Source organism: Niallia sp. MER 6 (assembly GCF_023714395.1).
Lineage (GTDB): Bacteria > Bacillota > Bacilli > Bacillales > Cytobacillaceae > Niallia.
The window spans coordinates 17,678-35,042 of the sequence record NZ_JAMAUK010000014.1; the positions used below are offsets into that span (position 1 = coordinate 17,678).

At 38.3% G+C, this 17,365-nt stretch carries 18 protein-coding genes and 1 riboswitch; of the genes, 10 read left to right on the plus strand and 8 right to left on the minus strand.

The genetic code is table 11. The features are described 5' to 3' along the window. Positions 1 to 66 precede the first annotated feature (66 nt). Positions 67 to 1,110, minus strand: a complete 1,044-nt coding sequence (locus M3600_RS16785; protein WP_233317595.1) for a cytochrome d ubiquinol oxidase subunit II — start codon at positions 1,108 to 1,110, stop codon at positions 67 to 69. A gap of 14 nt (positions 1,111 to 1,124) precedes the next feature. Next, positions 1,125 to 2,486, minus strand: a complete 1,362-nt coding sequence (locus M3600_RS16790; RefSeq protein ID WP_233317596.1) for a cytochrome ubiquinol oxidase subunit I — start codon at positions 2,484 to 2,486, stop codon at positions 1,125 to 1,127. Between the two features lie 188 nt (positions 2,487 to 2,674). Here M3600_RS16790 and M3600_RS16795 point away from each other — a divergent pair, with 188 nt between their 5' ends. Then, positions 2,675 to 3,238, plus strand: coding sequence for a beta-class carbonic anhydrase (locus M3600_RS16795; protein ID WP_233317598.1), 564 nt, complete (start codon positions 2,675 to 2,677; stop codon positions 3,236 to 3,238). On the opposite strand, the gene yidD is transcribed toward M3600_RS16795, so the two are convergent. Continuing rightward, entirely contained in the window at positions 3,235 to 3,483 is a 249-nt protein-coding gene (yidD, locus tag M3600_RS16800; RefSeq protein WP_245399887.1) for a membrane protein insertion efficiency factor YidD, read from the minus strand. The two genes, M3600_RS16795 and yidD, sit on opposite strands and share 4 nt — an antisense overlap. A 189-nt stretch (positions 3,484 to 3,672) precedes the next feature. On the opposite strand from yidD, the gene M3600_RS16805 reads away from it, so the two are divergent. Next, entirely contained in the window at positions 3,673 to 4,146 is a 474-nt protein-coding gene (locus tag M3600_RS16805) for an S-ribosylhomocysteine lyase (protein WP_233317599.1), read from the plus strand. A gap of 35 nt (positions 4,147 to 4,181) precedes the next feature. On the opposite strand, the gene cls is transcribed toward M3600_RS16805, so the two are convergent. Together cls and M3600_RS16815 are read right to left on the minus strand one after the other, a co-directional pair. Further along, positions 4,182 to 5,636, minus strand: a complete 1,455-nt coding sequence (cls, locus tag M3600_RS16810; RefSeq protein WP_233317600.1) for a cardiolipin synthase — start codon at positions 5,634 to 5,636, stop codon at positions 4,182 to 4,184. A 370-nt stretch (positions 5,637 to 6,006) separates the two neighbouring features. After that, positions 6,007 to 6,264 carry a DUF6154 family protein gene (locus tag M3600_RS16815; RefSeq protein ID WP_233317602.1) on the minus strand — a complete coding sequence of 86 codons (258 nt, stop codon included), beginning with the start codon at positions 6,262 to 6,264 and terminating at the stop codon, positions 6,007 to 6,009. A 193-nt stretch (positions 6,265 to 6,457) separates the two neighbouring features. Between M3600_RS16815 and ytkD the strand changes: the two genes are divergently transcribed. The 5 genes from ytkD to asnB all read left to right on the plus strand — a co-directional run bounded on the left by ytkD (position 6,458) and on the right by asnB (position 11,901). Beyond that, entirely contained in the window at positions 6,458 to 6,985 is a 528-nt protein-coding gene (ytkD, locus tag M3600_RS16820) for an RNA deprotection pyrophosphohydrolase (RefSeq protein ID WP_233317604.1), read from the plus strand. A 15-nt stretch (positions 6,986 to 7,000) separates the two neighbouring features. After that, positions 7,001 to 7,795, plus strand: a complete 795-nt coding sequence (locus tag M3600_RS16825) for an alpha/beta hydrolase family protein (protein WP_233317606.1) — start codon at positions 7,001 to 7,003, stop codon at positions 7,793 to 7,795. Positions 7,796 to 7,820: 25 nt separating this feature from the next. Next, entirely contained in the window at positions 7,821 to 8,063 is a 243-nt protein-coding gene (locus M3600_RS16830) for a DUF2584 domain-containing protein (RefSeq protein ID WP_233317607.1), read from the plus strand. A 60-nt stretch (positions 8,064 to 8,123) separates the two neighbouring features. Further along, a riboswitch (SAM riboswitch) is annotated at positions 8,124 to 8,283 on the plus strand. Positions 8,284 to 8,528: 245 nt separating this feature from the next. Continuing rightward, positions 8,529 to 9,731: a methionine adenosyltransferase gene (gene metK / locus M3600_RS16835; RefSeq protein WP_233317609.1), complete on the plus strand. Its 1,203-nt coding sequence runs from the start codon at positions 8,529 to 8,531 to the stop codon at positions 9,729 to 9,731. A gap of 277 nt (positions 9,732 to 10,008) precedes the next feature. Next, a complete protein-coding gene (gene asnB / locus M3600_RS16840) occupies positions 10,009 to 11,901 on the plus strand; it encodes an asparagine synthase (glutamine-hydrolyzing) (protein ID WP_233317722.1) in 1,893 nt (630 codons plus the stop codon). A gap of 17 nt (positions 11,902 to 11,918) precedes the next feature. Here asnB and M3600_RS16845 read toward each other — a convergent pair whose 3' ends face one another. Then, complete coding sequence (locus M3600_RS16845; protein ID WP_233317611.1) at positions 11,919 to 12,776, minus strand: C39 family peptidase; 858 nt, start codon at positions 12,774 to 12,776, stop codon at positions 11,919 to 11,921. A gap of 339 nt (positions 12,777 to 13,115) precedes the next feature. Between M3600_RS16845 and M3600_RS16850 the strand changes: the two genes are divergently transcribed. The 3 genes from M3600_RS16850 to M3600_RS16860 are packed head-to-tail and all read left to right on the plus strand — an operon-like array spanning position 13,116 to position 15,600. Beyond that, the gene (locus M3600_RS16850; RefSeq protein WP_233317613.1) at positions 13,116 to 13,919 is read left to right on the plus strand and encodes an alpha/beta hydrolase; all 804 of its coding nucleotides are present in this window, start codon (positions 13,116 to 13,118) and stop codon (positions 13,917 to 13,919) included. A 14-nt stretch (positions 13,920 to 13,933) separates the two neighbouring features. Further along, positions 13,934 to 15,028, plus strand: a complete 1,095-nt coding sequence (locus M3600_RS16855) for a tetraprenyl-beta-curcumene synthase family protein (protein WP_233317614.1) — start codon at positions 13,934 to 13,936, stop codon at positions 15,026 to 15,028. 26 nt (positions 15,029 to 15,054) lie between these two features. Then, entirely contained in the window at positions 15,055 to 15,600 is a 546-nt protein-coding gene (locus tag M3600_RS16860) for a GNAT family N-acetyltransferase (protein WP_233317615.1), read from the plus strand. Positions 15,601 to 15,648: 48 nt separating this feature from the next. Here the strand turns inward: M3600_RS16860 and mnmM are convergent, their stop codons facing one another. Together mnmM and mnmL are read right to left on the minus strand one after the other, a co-directional pair. Continuing rightward, positions 15,649 to 16,221, minus strand: a complete 573-nt coding sequence (gene mnmM / locus M3600_RS16865) for a tRNA 5-(aminomethyl)-2-thiouridylate-methyltransferase MnmM (protein WP_233317617.1) — start codon at positions 16,219 to 16,221, stop codon at positions 15,649 to 15,651. After that, entirely contained in the window at positions 16,218 to 17,180 is a 963-nt protein-coding gene (gene mnmL, locus M3600_RS16870; protein WP_233317619.1) for a tRNA modification radical SAM protein MnmL/YtqA, read from the minus strand. Before mnmL ends, mnmM begins: the two co-directional genes overlap by 4 nt. Positions 17,181 to 17,365: the final 185 nt, after the last annotated feature.

Here is a 17,365-nt window from a genome sequence, read left to right on the forward strand (position 1 = left end):
GGTAGCCCTCTTCCTATACTTAGTATGAAGCAGAAACGAAAATTTTATACTTGTAGCAGTGATGTCCTATTTTTTAGTCGCCTTTTGCTGTAAGTATTTTTTATCATGCATAAACAATTTCCAAAAGAAATAAAAACCAGGAAACAGAATAATGAAAGCTGCAATATAAGTTGCGAATATCGCATGAAATGAGCTAGGACTAGTAAAGGACGATGTGATTGTTACTTCAGGATAAACGATATATGGAAGATGCGCTTTACCGTAAACATAGCTAGCCATTAAATATTGAATAGTAATGGATACTATAGCGAGCCTGGGCATTCCCTTTATGTCTTTATTTTTTCGTGAGGGAAGGAAAAGACCTGCTCCCCCAAGTATAAAGAAGAAAAGAGAAAGGAGAAGCAAATATAAATCATCCATCATTTTTACATAAATCCAATTGGCATCCTGCTTTAATGTGAGCATGATAAATACTGCCATCAATAAAGAAATAGGACCGAGAATAATTGCATCCCTCCTGTATAGCCGATAGGCCTCAGGTTCATTCGAAACATTTGAATAATCTGCCAGAAGCAACGAAGATAGAAAAAGTGTGCTGCTTAATGCAAAGCCGAAAAAGGCATATTCGTTAGGACTAGAGAACAATCCGACGAGATCAAGGCTTTGCTTGCCATCTTGAAATACAACAAATCCTCCATGGGTGATTGGAAGGACACTGAGTAAAATACCTGGAATCAGCATTCCAGTAATGCCTGAAATATACGTTAGCGGCTTGCGGTATTCTTCCACAATATTTGAAAAAACAAGGAAGGCACTTCTGATTGCCAAAAGCAGAAGAATGATGCTTCCTGGTATAAGCAGAACCGTTCCTAAAGTATAAGCAGCTTTTGGAAATAAGCTGTAAACTGCAACAACGATGGCAACAACAAAAGTATTCGTTACTTCCCATGTTGGAGAAAGATAACGGTTTGCAATATTTGTTGCTCGCGTTTTTTCCCTGTTGATGTAAACCATCGACCAGAAGCCTGCACCAAAGTCCATCGTTGCCATAATGGCGTATATGAATACAAATCCCCACAGTACAGTAATCGCCAGTAATGAATCTGTCATGTTGCTAACACTCCTTAACTGTTAGATCCAAACAGCGGGATCTCTTTTTCCTTTGCAGCATTTAAGTCCTTCAGTACTGTGTTTTTGCGGAAGTAATAGATAAGTACTAAAGCCACCGTAACCCCTAAAATGATATAAACAATCATAAAAGAGAAAAACAGCAATGGAAGGTTGCCGCTTGTAGTTACCGAATCTGCCGTTGATAACTGCCTGTAAATAGTCCAAGGCTGACGGCCTGTACAAGCAAAAATCCAGCCGAATTCTATGCTAGCAATAGCGAGAGGACCAGAAGCTACAAAGATCCACATAATAAATTTAGGAAAACGCTCCTTTTTCAAAAGGAATTTCCATGCCAATGAAGCGAAGGAAAGGAGAATTAGAAAGGAGCCTATCCCCACCATGGCATTGAATAGTGTATGAACATAAAGCGGCGGCCAATATTCCTCAGGAAAGTCATTTAAGCCTGTGACAACCGTATCAAAGCTGTTTCCTGCTAAAAAGCTAAGTGCCCATGGTATTTCAATCGCACCGGTTATTTCTCTATTCTCCTTGTCTGTGAAACCGCCAATGGCGAGAGGTGCATGAGACTGTGTTTCAAAGAGCCCTTCAGCAGCAGCGAGCTTTTCCGGCTGATATTCATACAGTTTTTGAGCAGACTCATGTCCATTTAAGGCAGTCAATAAGGAAAAGACAGCACCGACTGAAATACTTAAAATCAATGCTTTCTGATGGAACTGAAAGATGCGCGAGCCGAATGGCTGTTTTAACATCTTAAATGCAGAAACAGCTGCGACAACAAAGGCTCCTGTTGTATAAGCACTCATCGCTACATGTCCTGCGGATACAAAAAAGGTAGGATTGAAGAAAGCCTTCCATGGATCTACGTCTGTAATTTGTCCGTCTTCCATGCGAAATCCTTGCGGTGTTCCTTCAAAGGCATGTACATTTGTAATAAGGATGGCAGATGCAAGGGCACCAATTGCAACAAGAATAAGACTGCTGATTCTGGCCCATGGTGGAATCCTTTCGGCTGCATACACATAGATGGACATAAATAATGCCTCTATGAAGAAAGCATAGATTTCTATCTGAAAAGGGAGTGCCATTACCTCTCCAATCACTTTCATGAAGCCTGGCCATAACAAGGAAAGCTGAAGGCCGGCAATCGTCCCTGTGGGAATACCGACACCAAGCAAAATCCCAAATGTCTTTGTCCATCTTTTCGCCATGATGACATAATCAAGGTCCTTCTTTCTTTGATAAAGAATTTCTGCCACTAACATCATTAAAGGCAGTCCGACCCCGATTGTTGCGAAGATGATGTGAAACCCCATCGTCATCCCGAACATGCTTCGAGCAGTAACTAGATGATCCATTAATATCTATCCTTTCCTTTTGTATTCCGAATACTGCTGTTAGTATTTTCAGGAATTGGCGCAATTATGTAAGAATGGATAGATACAGGCTTTTAGTTATTAGGAGTTGTCTTCAAAAGATTTTTTACTTACTATATAATAGATGGATATAGTAAAAAAAAGAGTAGATAAGATAGGAGATAAGGATAATGACATTATTAAATGAAATTTTAACTTTCAACGAACAATTTGTAGCAGAAAACAAATACGAGCGTTACATAACAACGAAATTCCCAAATAAAAAAATGGTTATTCTTACTTGTATGGATACAAGACTGCTTGAGCTTCTGCCACATGCTTTGAATATTTCTAACGGTGATGTAAAGCTTGTAAAAAATGCTGGGGCAGTAGTAGTACATCCTTTCGGAAGTATCATGCGAAGCATTCTTGTAGCTGTCTATGAATTAAAGGCAGATGAAGTAATGATTATCGGACATCATGATTGTGGAATGAGTGCCTTAAATTATGACTCTATGCTTGATAAAATGAAGGATAGAGGAATTTCTGAGGATACTATCAGCACATTAGAAAACTCCGGCATGGACTTGGATAAATGGCTAACAGGCTTTAGTTCTGTTGAAGAAAGTGTGTCACATAGTGTTAAGATGGTGAAGAATCATCCCCTTCTTCCACCAAATGTTCCTGTTCACGGCTTAGTAATTGATCCTAAAACAGGAAAGCTTGACCTTGTAGTCGATGGCTATAAAGCTTAATTAGGGGAATGATCCTTTTTGTGCGGCCATTCTTCCGGGACCGGATCAATGCCGCCCGGATGAAATGGATGGCACTTGAGAATGCGCCTTATTGTTAAATATCCGCCCTTCCATGCACCATGCTTTCTGATAGCCTCTAAACCATAAGAGGAACAGGTAGGATAGAAGCGGCAGGAGGGCGGAGTAAGTGGTGAAATGGCCTTTTGATAAAACCGGATTAGTAAGATGAACAGTTTGCTTATCATTTATATTTTGCACTCCTAATTTCTAATGCTTACTTGAAGTCAGTATAGCATGACTGTTAAAGAGAAGAAAATGACAGCACTCCATTTTACGAACATTCTTAAACTGGAAAAATATAATATAATTAAGTTGATGAAAATACTCGGGTTTTACGTTATAATGAGGTAACGAAAAAAAAGGGGATGACATGAATGCCTTCAGTTGAAAGCTTTGAACTAGATCATAATGCCGTAAAAGCTCCGTATGTTAGACACTGTGGTGTCCACAAAGTAGGAAGTGACGGGGTTGTTAATAAATATGATATCCGTTTCTGCCAGCCGAACAAACAGGCAATGAAGCCTGATGTGATTCATACATTAGAGCATTTATTAGCATTTAATCTTCGTGCACATGTAGAAAAATATAATCATTTTGATATTATTGATATTTCCCCAATGGGCTGCCAAACTGGCTATTACTTAGTTGTCAGCGGTGAGCCGACTGTGGAAGAAGTTATCGATTTGCTTGAAGATACAATGAAAACAGCAGTTGAAATCACAGAAATTCCTGCTGCAAATGAAACACAATGCGGCCAAGCGAAGCTTCATGATCTTGAGGGAGCAAAAAAGCTTATGCAGTTCTGGTTAAAGCAAAGCAAAGAAGACTTAAAGCAAGTTTTCGCATAAGCAAAGCAAAAGAGGTGCTATCTAGCACCTCTTTTTTATAACAGTGGACTTAATAATCGAGAGAATGATTCCTTAAATTTAATCCATAATGATCTTTTTGAATAGCTGTCCAATGAAAGGGGAGTGCATAGCTTCATATCCTCCATAAAGCCGTCAGTCAGTGAATTCGCTATTTCCTCACTATATATAAATGCATTTACCTCAAAATTCAGACGGAAGCTTCTCATATCAATATTAGCAGTACCTACAGAGCTGATTTTCCGGTCAACAAGCAATGTCTTGGCGTGAATAAAACCATTTTCATATATATATACCTTTGCTCCTGCTTTTAGCATTTCACCAATATAGGAATATGTCGCCCAATAAACAAACATATGGTCAGGCTTGTTTGGTATCATAATTTTAACATCTATCCCTGATAGGGCTGCAATTCTTAAAGTATCAAGCAAGCTCGCGTCAGGAATAAAGTAAGGTGTTTGAATAAAAACCGAATCCTTAGCAGCTGTAATCATTTTAATATAGCCATTTTTGATTTGCTCCCACTCAGAGTTTGGACCGCTTGAGACAATCTGCATCCCGATATTCCCGATAATTTCGTCAAGCTTACCAGGAAAATAATCTGGAGAGTAATGAATTTCATGGTGTGCGGCCGCTTGGTTCCAGTCAAGAATAAACCTTGTCTGAATAGCATAAATGGCTGTGCCGACAATACGAAGATGCGTGTCGCGCCAGTAGCCGAATTTAGGATTCAATCCTAAATATTCATCCCCAACATTAAAGCCTCCAATATAGCCGATATGCCCGTCGATAATGGCAAGCTTTCGATGATTACGGTAATTCATCCGTAAATTAATTAAATGAAACTTGCTTGGGAAAAAGACGGCAACTTGCCCACCGGCAGCTTTTAATTCCTTAAAAGCGCGCTTTTGTAAAGTTCTCGAGCCAAGCTCATCATACAAGAGCCTTACTTCCAGCCCTTCCTTTGCCTTCTCAGTTAAGGCTGCAATCAGTTTGGAACCTATCCCATCATTTTTAAAGATATAATATTGCAGATGGATTGATTTTTTAGCTGCCATAATATCTTTTAATAATTGGTCGAACTTTTCCTTGCCGTCTGTATAAATATCGACTGCGTTATTTTCTGTCAAAACAGCATCATTATTGAATAAATTCATATAAATAAGATCTTGATTATTTCTAATAACTTCATTTGTAGTGCGCAGCTGATTTGAACTGATTTGCAATAATTGAGACGCCAAGACTTGTTCGATTCCAAGCTTTTTTCGCTCATCCCATTGGAACATTTTCCTATTTCGCAAATTTTGACCAATAAGAAGGTATAAAATAAATCCTAGTATTGGGATAAAGGTCAAAACCATGAGCCATGCCCAAGTGGCGATGGGATCTTTTCTTTCAAAGAAAATGACTAGGAAAGCGAAGATAATGTTAAGTAAAATGATTGTACTTAATAAAATAGTGTATACGTGCATAGAACAATCCCTTTCAACCTTTGTCTTTTAAATATTTCTTTTGTGTATCATCTGCAACCACTTCACGCCAAAGGTCGAGAGCAACAAAAGGTTCAAAAAATGGTAGTACTGAAGATTTCTGTATCATTATAGGTGAAAATGATTGATGTTGAAAACTATTTTGTTCCCATATAATCTTCCCTCCAACAAACAATATTAAACGAAACATCCAGATGGTAAAAGTACTTAATAGAGGTTATTTAAAACTTGATAAAGGACAAATCCATGACCAATGAGCTAAAGCTCTAAATAGATTTCCTGCAGGTAGAGAATGAAGGTTAAAAAGGAAAAGACAAGTCCGCTTGGAACTTGTCTTTTTTTGCAAAGTGAATTAGTGCAGGTTTCTTGGCGAAAACAATGTATGACCTTGCTGACGATAATCATCTTTGGCAAATTTGCCTTTAAGGCTTTCAATTAAATATAAGCCCATCAAGTCATACAGCTCTTGCTCATTTAGCTCTTGGATGATATGAAGAAGATCTTCTCTAGACATTTCCTCTAAAAAGGCGAATGCTAGCATATCAATATCTTCCTCATCACCAGTTAGTTTATTCTTATATAAATTATATAATTCATCGACTAATTTCATGATCCATTCCCTCCAAATGGTATATCGGTGTGTATTAATGTAACCGCTTTATTAATTATACTTACTATAATATCGGAGAATGTCTATTTTCGCCACAACTTAATTAAAGCTTTCAGTTTCATTATTATACCCCTATTCTTTATAATGGTTACATACCCTATCAATTGAAAGATATTCCAGTAGGACTAGAAAAATGATTACTAATGAATGTGAGGCAATGATGAAAACATTCTATGACAATAATGGACTTAAAGTGAATTTATCATTTGAGAAAAATGCATTTTCTCTTCCTGCAAAACATGTTTTAGTCATTTGTTTATGGGATGGAAAATGGCTGATGACAAAGCATAAAACGAGAGGCATTGAATTTCCAGGAGGCAAAGTCGAAGACAAGGAAACACTAATGGAAGCATGCAGACGGGAAGTGATGGAAGAAACAGGCGGAATTGTCGGCAAGCTTACTTGGATTGCAGAGTATGAGGTCCATGAAAAAGATTCTAAGTTTGTTAAAGCAGTCTATTTTGCACATATCTCTTCCCTGCAGCATAGAGATAATTATTTAGAAACAGAAGGGCCAAGAATCTATAACGGAGATATATTAGATGTCCGTTTTCATAAATCTTTCAGCTATATTATGAAAGATAGGACGATTGATTATTGTATAAAAAGAATGATGGAACAATTATCAGGAGAAAATTTGGGGTATTATACAAAAAAATAAAAAGGTGGGATTCGCATGAATGGAGAGATATTGGAGCAAATCAGATTCCCCTCCCCAAATCCTTCAATTGACTTGTATATCGTTACATATGCCGTAAATGGTTTGAAAGTAAAAGGATTACTTGCTGTACCTAAACAGGAAGACATTTCAGACGGATTTTTGTATTTACGAGGCGGAATAAAAAATGTTGGCAAGGTTAGACCAGGCAGAATTGTTCAATTCGCTGCAGAGGGCTTTATTGTGTTTGCACCATTTTACCGGGGCAATCAAGGTGGAGAAGGAAATGAAGATTTCGCTGGAGAAGATCGGGAAGATGGAATTGCTGCTTTTCATCTGCTGAAAAATTATCCGAGCGTTAAACGAGTCCATGTTTTTGGTTTTTCAAGAGGCGGTGTTATGGCTTTGTTTGTTGGCATTTATTGTCCTGTTGCTTCTATTGTCACATGGGGCGGTGTTTCTGATATGGTGCTGACATATGAAGAAAGGAAGGATTTGCGGAGAATGATGAAAAGAGTCATTGGCGGCACACCGGCAAAATATCCGGAACGGTTTCAAGAGAGAACGCCTCTTCATTATTTGGACAAGATTTGCGCACCTACTTTAATTATTCATGGAATGCAGGATACAAATGTGTCCATTGAACACAGCAAAAAGCTGGAAGAGGGGCTTCTAAAGCAAGGGAAAACCGTTGAAACATGGTACTTTCCAGAATTCACTCACTATTTCCCTCCTAAAGTCAATCGGAAGGTTGTAGAAAATTTATGCAGTTGGATGAAAAAACACAGTGAAAAGCTGGTAGAATATAAGTAAGGATAAGAAGGAGGGAGAACGAAAAATGGGAATGCCCTTAGAATTAAATACAATGATTGTCACCAAAGGAAATGAATTGCGCCTTGAGGAGAATTGGTTTCAACTCGAAAAAGAAGCATATCGTTTATATCCCCTGCATATTCCTTTAGAAGTCAGAAAGACCATTAAAGGAGAACTTATCGGAACTGCTTCCATTGAAAAACTGGAGTGGTCTGATGGAAAAACGAAAATAACATACAAATTGATTGCATTAAATTCGACTAATTAAAGATAAATATATTGACAGTAATTAAAAGTTTGAGCTATTATGAAATCTTGAACGGATACTCTCTTATCCTGAGCTGGTGGAGGGACTGGCCCGATGAAACCCAGCAACCTACTATGTGAAGAAAATAGGCTGAAACATCCATTTAATTGATGGATGGAGCAGACATTCTCTTAGGAAAGGTGCTAACCTGTAGCAAGGAAATATCCTTGAACGATAAGAGTGAAAGGTGCGAATCAATTTTGCTTGGAGCCTTTTCACTATTGAAAAGGTTTTTTGTATGCAATCTGGTCCATTATCTTTTAAAAAAATGTATATTTTTCATGTGTGTTTTTGAGCAAGTGTTTTTTGCCAAAGGATAACACTTCTCGGATAAAAACGCCTTGTTTACTTCATACTATCTAGGGAATGAGTACCGTATCAATTTAGAGGGCAAGAGTGCTTGCCTTATAATAAGGAGGAAATCAGATGTCATCAAAACGTCGCTTGTTTACTTCTGAATCGGTAACGGAAGGTCATCCGGATAAAATCTGTGACCAAATTTCAGATGCGATTTTAGACGCTATTCTAGCAAAAGATGCAAATGCCCGTGTTGCAGCAGAAACATCTGTAACAACAGGATTAGTTTTAGTTGCAGGGGAAATAACTACATCTACATATGTGGATATACCGAAAATTGTAAGAGAAACAGTTAAGGAAATTGGCTACACTCGTGCAAAATATGGTTTCGATGCAGAAACGAGCGCAGTGCTTACTTCTATTGATGAGCAGTCTGCTGATATCGCTCTTGGTGTGGACCAAGCCCTTGAAGCACGTGAAGGAACAATGTCAGATGAAGAAATAGAAGCGATCGGTGCAGGGGACCAAGGATTAATGTTCGGCTTTGCATGCAATGAGACAAAAGAGCTTATGCCTTTGCCAATCTCTTTAGCTCATAAGCTTTCTAGAAGACTGGCTGAAGTGCGTAAAGAGGAAATCTTGCCATATTTGCGTCCGGACGGCAAAACGCAAGTTACTGTTGAATATGATGAAAATGATAAACCTGTAAGAATTGATACAATTGTTATCAGCACACAGCATCACCCTGAAGTGACATTAGAGCAAATTCAACGCAATATTAAGGAATATGTAATTAATCCAGTTGTTCCAGCAGAATTAATTGATGAAAATACGAAGTATTTCATTAATCCAACTGGCCGTTTCGTTATTGGCGGACCACAAGGTGATGCAGGATTGACAGGAAGAAAGATTATCGTAGATACATATGGCGGTTATGCAAGACATGGCGGCGGAGCTTTCTCTGGGAAGGATCCAACTAAAGTAGACCGCTCTGCAGCATATGCAGCACGCTATGTAGCGAAAAACATCGTGGCAGCAGGATTAGCAGACAAGGTTGAAGTGCAGCTTGCATATGCAATCGGTGTTGCTCAGCCAGTTTCCATTTCTATTGACACATTTAATACAGGCACTGTATCAGAAGAAGTTCTGGTAGACGCTGTCCGCGAAAACTTCGACCTTCGCCCAGCAGGAATTATTAAAATGCTGGACTTGCGTCGCCCAATTTATAAGCAAACAGCAGCATACGGACATTTTGGACGTAATGACCTAGATTTGCCTTGGGAACGTACAGATAAATCAGATGTATTAAAAACAGCTGTCGCTGGAAAATAAAAGAAGGAGTTGCACGGTAATAAAGTGTAACTCCTTCTTTCTTTTTCCGTCTAATAAGTCAGTAGAAAATTTTACTTGTTTTTAGCTCTTAAAATTATCAAGACTTTCGTCTATAATGGATTAATGTAAAATATAAATGGTAGTCAATATTTGCTAATAGGACATAATAATGTTTTAAAATAGCTCGGATTACATTTAAAGATTAACAGTAAAAGTTTATACTAACAGTAATTTAGGTCTCCTTAGTAACAGGAGAAGAATGGAGTAGGTGAGCAGTATGTGTGGTTTTGTAGGCTGTATACATGAAAAAGAGCAAAACTTCCAAGAGGCGCAAAAAGAACAATTTGCGAATATGAATAGAATTATTACACACCGTGGACCGGATGATGAAGGATACTTCTATGATGAACATATCCAATTCGGCTTCAGAAGATTGAGTATTATTGATATCGAGTCTGGGCATCAGCCGTTAACATATGAAAATGAACGTTATTGGATCATCTTCAACGGAGAAGTTTATAACTATTTGGAAATCAGAGAAGAGCTAGTGAAGGCAGGCTTAACGTTCCAAACTAACTCAGATACAGAAGTAATCATTGCCCTTTACAGCCATGAAAAAGAAAAGGCTGTTGAAAAACTTCGCGGCATGTTTGCATTTGTTATTTGGGACAAGCAGGAAAAAACATTGTATGGTGCTCGTGATCCATTTGGAATCAAGCCTTTCTTCTATTTTGATGATGGTGAAAAGACTTACTTTGCATCAGAGAAAAAGAGTATTGCAATGGCATTAGAAAGCGATGTATTAAACTATGAGTCTCTTCAGCATTATATGACTTACCAGTTTGTTCCTGAGACTAATACAATGTCAGAAGGCATCAACAAGCTTGAGCCAGGTCATTACTTCACGAAAAAACTTGGTGAGCCAATGGATATTAAACGCTATTGGAGAGCATCTTTCCAGCCTGTGAACAAAACGGAATCAGAGTTCGTTAAAGAAATTAAAGATGTGCTGTTTGACAGTGTAAAAATGCATATGCGAAGCGATGTTCCTGTTGGTTCTTTCCTTTCCGGCGGAATTGATTCATCGATTATTGCTAGTATTGCGAAAGAATTCCATCCTGGAATTAAAACATTCTCTGTCGGGTTTGAGCATAATGGTTTCAGTGAAATTGACGTAGCGAAGGAAACAGCGGATAAGCTTGGTTTAGAAAACATCAGCCGCATCATTACACCACAGGAATATATGAATGAAATTCCGAAAATTATGTGGCATATGGATGATCCGCTTGCTGATCCAGCATGTGTGCCTTTATACTTTGTTGCACAAGAAGCTAGAAAACATGTTACAGTTGTTCTTTCAGGCGAAGGTGCAGATGAACTGTTTGGCGGATACAATATTTACCGTGAGCCGCAGTCATTGGAAGTATTTAATAAAATTCCTAAAATTGGTAAGTCCCTGTTGCGTGCTATTGCAGCGATTCTTCCTGAAGGTGTTAAAGGAAAGAGCTTTATTGAACGCGGTGTGACACCGATGGAACAAAGATATATCGGAAATGCTAAGATGTTCAGTGAAAGTGAAAAAGCACAGTTGCTGTCCATCTACAACAAAAATATTGATCATACAGATATTACAAAACCTCTTTATGAAGAAAGCAAAGGTTATGATCCAGTTGACCGCATGCAGTTTATTGACATCCACACATGGATGAGAGGAGATATTTTACTGAAAGCAGACAAAATGACAATGGCTCACTCTCTAGAATTGCGTGTACCTTTCTTAGATAAAGCTGTGTTTGAAGTAGCTTCTAAAATACCGTCTAGCTTAAAGACTGCAAATGGAACTACAAAGTATATTTTAAGAAAAGCAGCGGAAAGCTTTGTGCCTGAGCATGTATTAACACGCAAAAAACTAGGCTTCCCTGTGCCAATTCGTCACTGGTTAAAAGATGAGATGAACGAATGGGCAAAAACAATCATTAAAGAAAGCGATACAGACCATTTGCTGAACAAATCTGTTGTATTGCAGCTATTGGAAGACCATTGCCAAGGTAAAGCTGACAACAGCCGCAAAATTTGGACTGTATTGATGTTTATGGTTTGGCATAGTGTTTATATCGAAAAAAAATATTCCTTCGAAAAGGAATATTTAAAAGAAAAAACACTTGTTTAATTAATGGAGTAGGGAAGTTAGTTGCTGTAAGTTATTGCTTGGCTTCCCATCTGCACCCACGATGCAATAAAATCATCGATGGGTGCTTTTTTATTTTGTTCACCTGTCAATGGATCATTAAAGTAAACATAATCTTCGTCATAGCCAGTTATCAGGACGGAATGCTCGGAATATGTGATATCGATTGTGCCGCTTGGAGTTACCCATGTGCGGAAATTATCATCAGAAAGCTCTTGGAATTTTGAATTAGTAATAACCCAAACTGGACGGCCATCTGAAAGCTGTTCTTTTACCGAATCGAAATCAGAGCCAGTAAAATCAACGATTGCTCCTGGAAGATATTTTTCCGCTAGCTCAGCAATCGGCTTATGATAAACACCAAGCCCCGGACCTTCAAGGGAATACATATCTCCGACAAACCCATCATTAGGATTGCCATAATAAATAGTACCGTTAACGACTTCATATGCTGTAGTATTTTTAGTAATTTCTTCTGCAAGTGTCATCTTATCTACATCTACACCTGCATATTGCAAAAGCATCGCAAGAGCCGTCACTTCACAGCCTCTCGGAAGCTCTGGCAGTTGATTCATTGCAGTTGCTTCCAATAACACAGATTCTTTTATAGTTACTTTTGAACTTAATTTTTCTACATTTTCTTTAGCTGTAACAGCTATTTCCTCTACCCGCTCTTTTGCAAGCGCAAAATTCTTAGAACCGTCTAAATTTAATACATAAAAGCTGATGCCAACTAATATGGCTATTAAGGAAAAGAGCAGTCCTTTTACAATTTTAGTAAGCCTTTTTTGAACTACAAGGAATAATACGAAGAATAGAGCAAGGACAGAGTATAGTATTATTTCGTTTGTATTCATTTTCATCACCTATTTCTTATATAAGTATTTATCGGATAAATTTTGAGAAAATAAATAGTAAGAAATGAACTTTCTTGACTTGAAGATACCTTTCACGCCTAAAGAGGCTGCATTTGGTTATTTTTTAATATTTTTTTCCCGTTAGTGCATAATATAAAAACCGATTTTTTGTATTAAATATGTGTTTTATCAAATATAGAGTACTGCGGCAACCTTTAATTTTCCTTAAATAATCAGGAACAATCGCCGTAATTTAATTTAAAAATTTGTCAAAGTGCATTTACGTGTTACATAATAGAAGAAGCAATACTGTGATAAGTCGAATGGGGGAGATTTTTTATGTGGAAATGGGAAGCGGAAGGAGAGGCTAAAGCAGTCGTCGTGATTGTTCATGGTGCTATGGAGCATCATCGCCGTTACGGTTGGCTAATTGAAATGTTTCGCTTATCTGGTTTTCATGTCGTGATGGGGGATCTTCCAGGCCAAGGCATGACAACACGGTCAAGCAGGGGGCATATCGACTCTTTCAGTGAGTATACAATTGAAGTTAAAGACTGGATTCAAGCAGCCTACCAATTTGAATTGCCGGTTTTTTTGATTGCACACAGCTTAGGAGGCTTGGCATCTATTCGTCTGCTGCAACAGGAGAATCTTAAGCTTGCTGGTCTTATTCTCTCATCGCCATGTCTTGGGTTAAAAAAATATCCGCCGAAGCTGTTGAGCGCCATTTCAATCCTTTTAAACAAAGCTGCGCCTAGACTGCGCATGAATACAGGATTAACAATCGAAATGGCGACTAGAAATGCAGAAATTAGGGAAATAGATAGCAACGATACCTTATATATTACAAAAGTGTCTGTAAGATGGTATAGAGAACTGATTAGTGCAATGGCTGCAGCCTTTGCGAATGTAAACAAAATGCAGGATTTGCCTCTTCTTCTTATGCAAGGGGGAGACGATTCAGTAGTAGATAAAAAAATGGTAAAAAACTGGTTCAATATGGTACCATTATCAGAAAAGAGATTTAAAGAATGGCCACAATGCTACCATGAAATCTTTAACGAGCCGGAACGAGATGATGTGTTTGACTATGCGCTTGATTTTATCAATAGTCAGCTAAAATCGATAGGTTATATTGTATAAGTGAGGTTTTAAAAATGTCTGTACCAAACATGCCACTAACATTAATGTCTAAAGTGTATTTAAAGGTTTTTCCTGTTGTTCACAAGGAACTGAACTATTGGACGAACAGAGCAAAGCAAATCCCAAATCCTGAGCTGCAAAGACAGGCTTTGGCGAGCATAAAGGACAAAACATTCCACTGTGAAGGCGGATCAATCATGGCCCTTATTTCAAGGCATGAATATAAGACTGCCATTAAATTTATTGTGGCATACCAAACAATCAGCGATTATCTTGATAATCTATGTGACCGGAGCACTTCATTAGATCCGCGGGATTTCTCTGCACTGCATGAATCAATGGAGCATGCGCTCACAGTCGGGGCACAACCCACTAACTATTACCGGTTCCGAGAGGATCAAGATGACGGCGGCTACTTGTATGATTTAGCCAAAACATGCCGGGACACACTCGCAGAGCTAGAGAATTATGAATATATTAAAGACCAGTTACTTGAACTTTGCCGATATTATTGCGATTTGCAAATACATAAGCATGTTATGGTAGAGGAAAGAATTCCAAGATTGAAATCATGGTTTGATGAGAACAAGCACGCAATACCTGAAATGGATTGGTATGAATTCTCTGCATGCTCCGGTTCAACATTAGGGATATTTTGTTTAGTTTCTTATGCATTAAGAAAGGATTTTCAGCCAGCTTATTCCTCCAATATTCGAGACGGCTATTTTCCATATATACAAGGTCTTCACATATTATTAGATTACTTTATCGATCAGGAAGAAGACAGACAGGGCGGCGATTTAAATTTCTGCTTCTATTATAAAGATGAAGAAGAGCTTTTCAGCCGGTTAAAGCATTTTGTAGAAGAAGCAGACAGACATACAAAAAATCTCCCTCATCAACGGTTCCACAAACTTATTAACAGAGGACTGCTCGGTGTCTACTTATCTGACGAAAAAGTATATAAGCAGCAAAATATTAGAAAGCTGGCAAGGGAAATTATTAAAACTTCCGGTCCGGTTGGCTACTTCTTTTATATTAATGGACGAGCATACCGCAAGTTTCAAAAGATGATTCCAGCAGGAATGATGAAGACGATATCTAAATAAATGTAGGCCGACAAGGGGAGTTGCAGATGTTTCCTGAACTAGAAACAGATCGGTTGCTTTTAAGAGAGATAGAAGAAAAAGATGTTAAAGCGATTTATAGTATATTAAGTCGTCCTGACGTTACGGTGCACTACGGGCAAGAGCCTTTTACCACAATTGAGGAAGCACGTTCCTTGCTGGCAATTTTCAATATGAATTACAGCATGCAAAAAGGAATTCGCTGGGGAATGGTAGAAAAGGACAGCGGCGCTTTTATTGGGACAATTGGCTATCATGCATGGCATCAAAAGCATAAGCGGGCTGAAATCGGTTATGAGCTTCACCCGGATTTTTGGAAAAAGGGCTATGGGATGGAGGCTATTTCTGAAGTTATATCATACGGATTTTCTGCTTTGCAATTGAACCGAATCTCAGCGATTGTGTATCCTGAAAATAATTCATCTCAAAAAATGCTGGAAAGAGCAGGTTTTCATAAAGAAGGTACTTTGGCAAAATATATGGTTCAAAATGAACATATTTATGATTGCCTCATGTATTGTCTGCTTCACCCTTCCTTAAACGAAAAGAAATAAAAAAATGCCGGGAATCAGTCTTACTGATTATCCGGCATTTTTTCTTATTTATCTTTTCTCAATGGCAATAATAAAAGGCGGGTTGTTTTTTTGGTTAATGAACTGATATTTTAGAACATGCGCTTTTTCCTGACTGAAGTTTTCAGCGAATGTAAGCAGCTCGTCTCTTTCTTGTGCACCTTCAGTATGTCCATGATAAATGACAAGAATAATGATTCCTTCTGGTGCAAGCATGTTAAATATTTGTTCGACTGCCATTATAGTCGTGTTCGAATTTGTAACGATTGATTTATCTCCACCAGGCAAATAGCCTAAATTGAAAATAGCACCCTTCACAAGTCCATGCAGTTTTTCAGGAATAATTTTTTCCACATTTTCATGCCCTGTTTTAGTAAGAATTACCCGATTAGTAAGGGACTGGGCTGCAAGTCTGCTTTTCGTTGCTTCAAGGGCCTGATCCTGAATATCGAAGCTGTATACCTTGCCGCCTTCTCCTACAAGGTTTGCCAGAAAACAGGTGTCATGACCATTTCCCATTGTCGCATCAATGGCAATATCGTCTTCATCGATTGCATTTTCTAACAATGTTCTTGCAAAGGGAAGTATGCGTTCCAGCTTCATATCGTCACCTTTTCCGCATTATAAAATTTTCCTTGCCAGCTGTCACGTCTTTTCAATTCTGCATCAATGCTGTTCAGTACATCCCATTTGTTGACACTCCACATTGGTCCAACCATTAAATCAATCGGTCCATCGCCTGTAATTCGATGAATGATCATACTTGGCGGCAATATTTCCAGCTGGTCGCAAACAAGCTGAATATATTCGTCAAAGGTTAGAAACTTAAGCAATCCTTTTTCATATTGTTTAACCATAGGTGTGCCCTTCAGCAAATGAAGCAAGTGAATTTTAATTCCTTGCACATCAAGCTTGCTCACTTCTTTCGCTGTTTCCATCATCATTTCATTCGTCTCAAGTGGAAGCCCGTTAATGATATGTGAGCAAATGCGGATATTATGTTTTCTCAGTTTATTAACACCATCCACATATGTTTGATAATCATGGGCTCTATTAATAAGCTGTGCTGTTTTTTCATGGACAGTCTGCAAGCCAAGCTCCACCCATAAATAGGTGCGCTCATTCAGTTCTGCCAAATATTCAACAACATCATCAGGAAGACAATCTGGTCTTGTCGCAATGGAAATGCCGACAACATTTTCCTGCTTCAAAACAGTTTCATACTTTTCTCTCAGCACTTCAACAGGAGCATGTGTATTTGTGTATGCTTGGAAATAAGCCATATATTTGCCGTCTTTCCACTTTTCATGCATTTTGTTTTTTATATCGTGAAATTGCTTTTCCAATGAATCGACACGATTCCCTGCAAAGTCACCGCTACCAGCAGCACTGCAGAAAGTACAGCCGCCGTGTGCCACCGTGCCGTCCCGGTTAGGGCAATCGAAGCCTCCGTCTAGTGCGATTTTAAATACTTTATGTCCAAACTCGCCTCGCAAATGATAATTCCATGTATGATATCTTTTATTATCAGCTGCATAAGCAAATGGATTTTGCTGACTCAAAAGAATGACCTCCTTATAATGCAATCTAAATGCATAACAAAAATTTTAACATGTAACTGCTGCTTCTCCAAACAGTTTTATATAAACCGCTAATTCAGTAAAGAAAAGGAAGTCATAAGAAGGTTGCAGACTACAGATAATATGTAGCGAAGCACTATTGCTTCAAAGACAGCAACACTTGTTGG

Bases quoted from the DNA above. Each gene is read 5' to 3' on its own strand.
- M3600_RS16795 (WP_233317598.1), top strand. From the start codon at position 2,675: ATGACATTATTAAATGAAATTTTAACTTTCAACGAACAATTTGTAGCA.
- M3600_RS16815 (WP_233317602.1), bottom strand. From the start codon at position 6,264: ATGAAATTAGTCGATGAATTATATAATTTATATAAGAATAAACTAACT.
- cls (WP_233317600.1), bottom strand. From the start codon at position 5,636: ATGCACGTATACACTATTTTATTAAGTACAATCATTTTACTTAACATT.
- M3600_RS16830 (WP_233317607.1), top strand. From the start codon at position 7,821: ATGGGAATGCCCTTAGAATTAAATACAATGATTGTCACCAAAGGAAAT.
- M3600_RS16855 (WP_233317614.1), top strand. From the start codon at position 13,934: ATGTCTGTACCAAACATGCCACTAACATTAATGTCTAAAGTGTATTTA.
- M3600_RS16860 (WP_233317615.1), top strand. From the start codon at position 15,055: ATGTTTCCTGAACTAGAAACAGATCGGTTGCTTTTAAGAGAGATAGAA.
- asnB (WP_233317722.1), top strand. From the start codon at position 10,009: ATGTGTGGTTTTGTAGGCTGTATACATGAAAAAGAGCAAAACTTCCAA.
- M3600_RS16785 (WP_233317595.1), bottom strand. From the start codon at position 1,110: ATGACAGATTCATTACTGGCGATTACTGTACTGTGGGGATTTGTATTC.
- M3600_RS16845 (WP_233317611.1), bottom strand. From the start codon at position 12,776: ATGAATACAAACGAAATAATACTATACTCTGTCCTTGCTCTATTCTTC.
- M3600_RS16825 (WP_233317606.1), top strand. From the start codon at position 7,001: ATGAATGGAGAGATATTGGAGCAAATCAGATTCCCCTCCCCAAATCCT.
- ytkD (WP_233317604.1), top strand. From the start codon at position 6,458: ATGATTACTAATGAATGTGAGGCAATGATGAAAACATTCTATGACAAT.
- M3600_RS16805 (WP_233317599.1), top strand. From the start codon at position 3,673: ATGCCTTCAGTTGAAAGCTTTGAACTAGATCATAATGCCGTAAAAGCT.
- mnmM (WP_233317617.1), bottom strand. From the start codon at position 16,221: ATGAAGCTGGAACGCATACTTCCCTTTGCAAGAACATTGTTAGAAAAT.
- M3600_RS16790 (WP_233317596.1), bottom strand. From the start codon at position 2,486: ATGGATCATCTAGTTACTGCTCGAAGCATGTTCGGGATGACGATGGGG.
- metK (WP_233317609.1), top strand. From the start codon at position 8,529: ATGTCATCAAAACGTCGCTTGTTTACTTCTGAATCGGTAACGGAAGGT.
- M3600_RS16850 (WP_233317613.1), top strand. From the start codon at position 13,116: ATGTGGAAATGGGAAGCGGAAGGAGAGGCTAAAGCAGTCGTCGTGATT.
- yidD (WP_245399887.1), bottom strand. From the start codon at position 3,483: ATGATAAGCAAACTGTTCATCTTACTAATCCGGTTTTATCAAAAGGCC.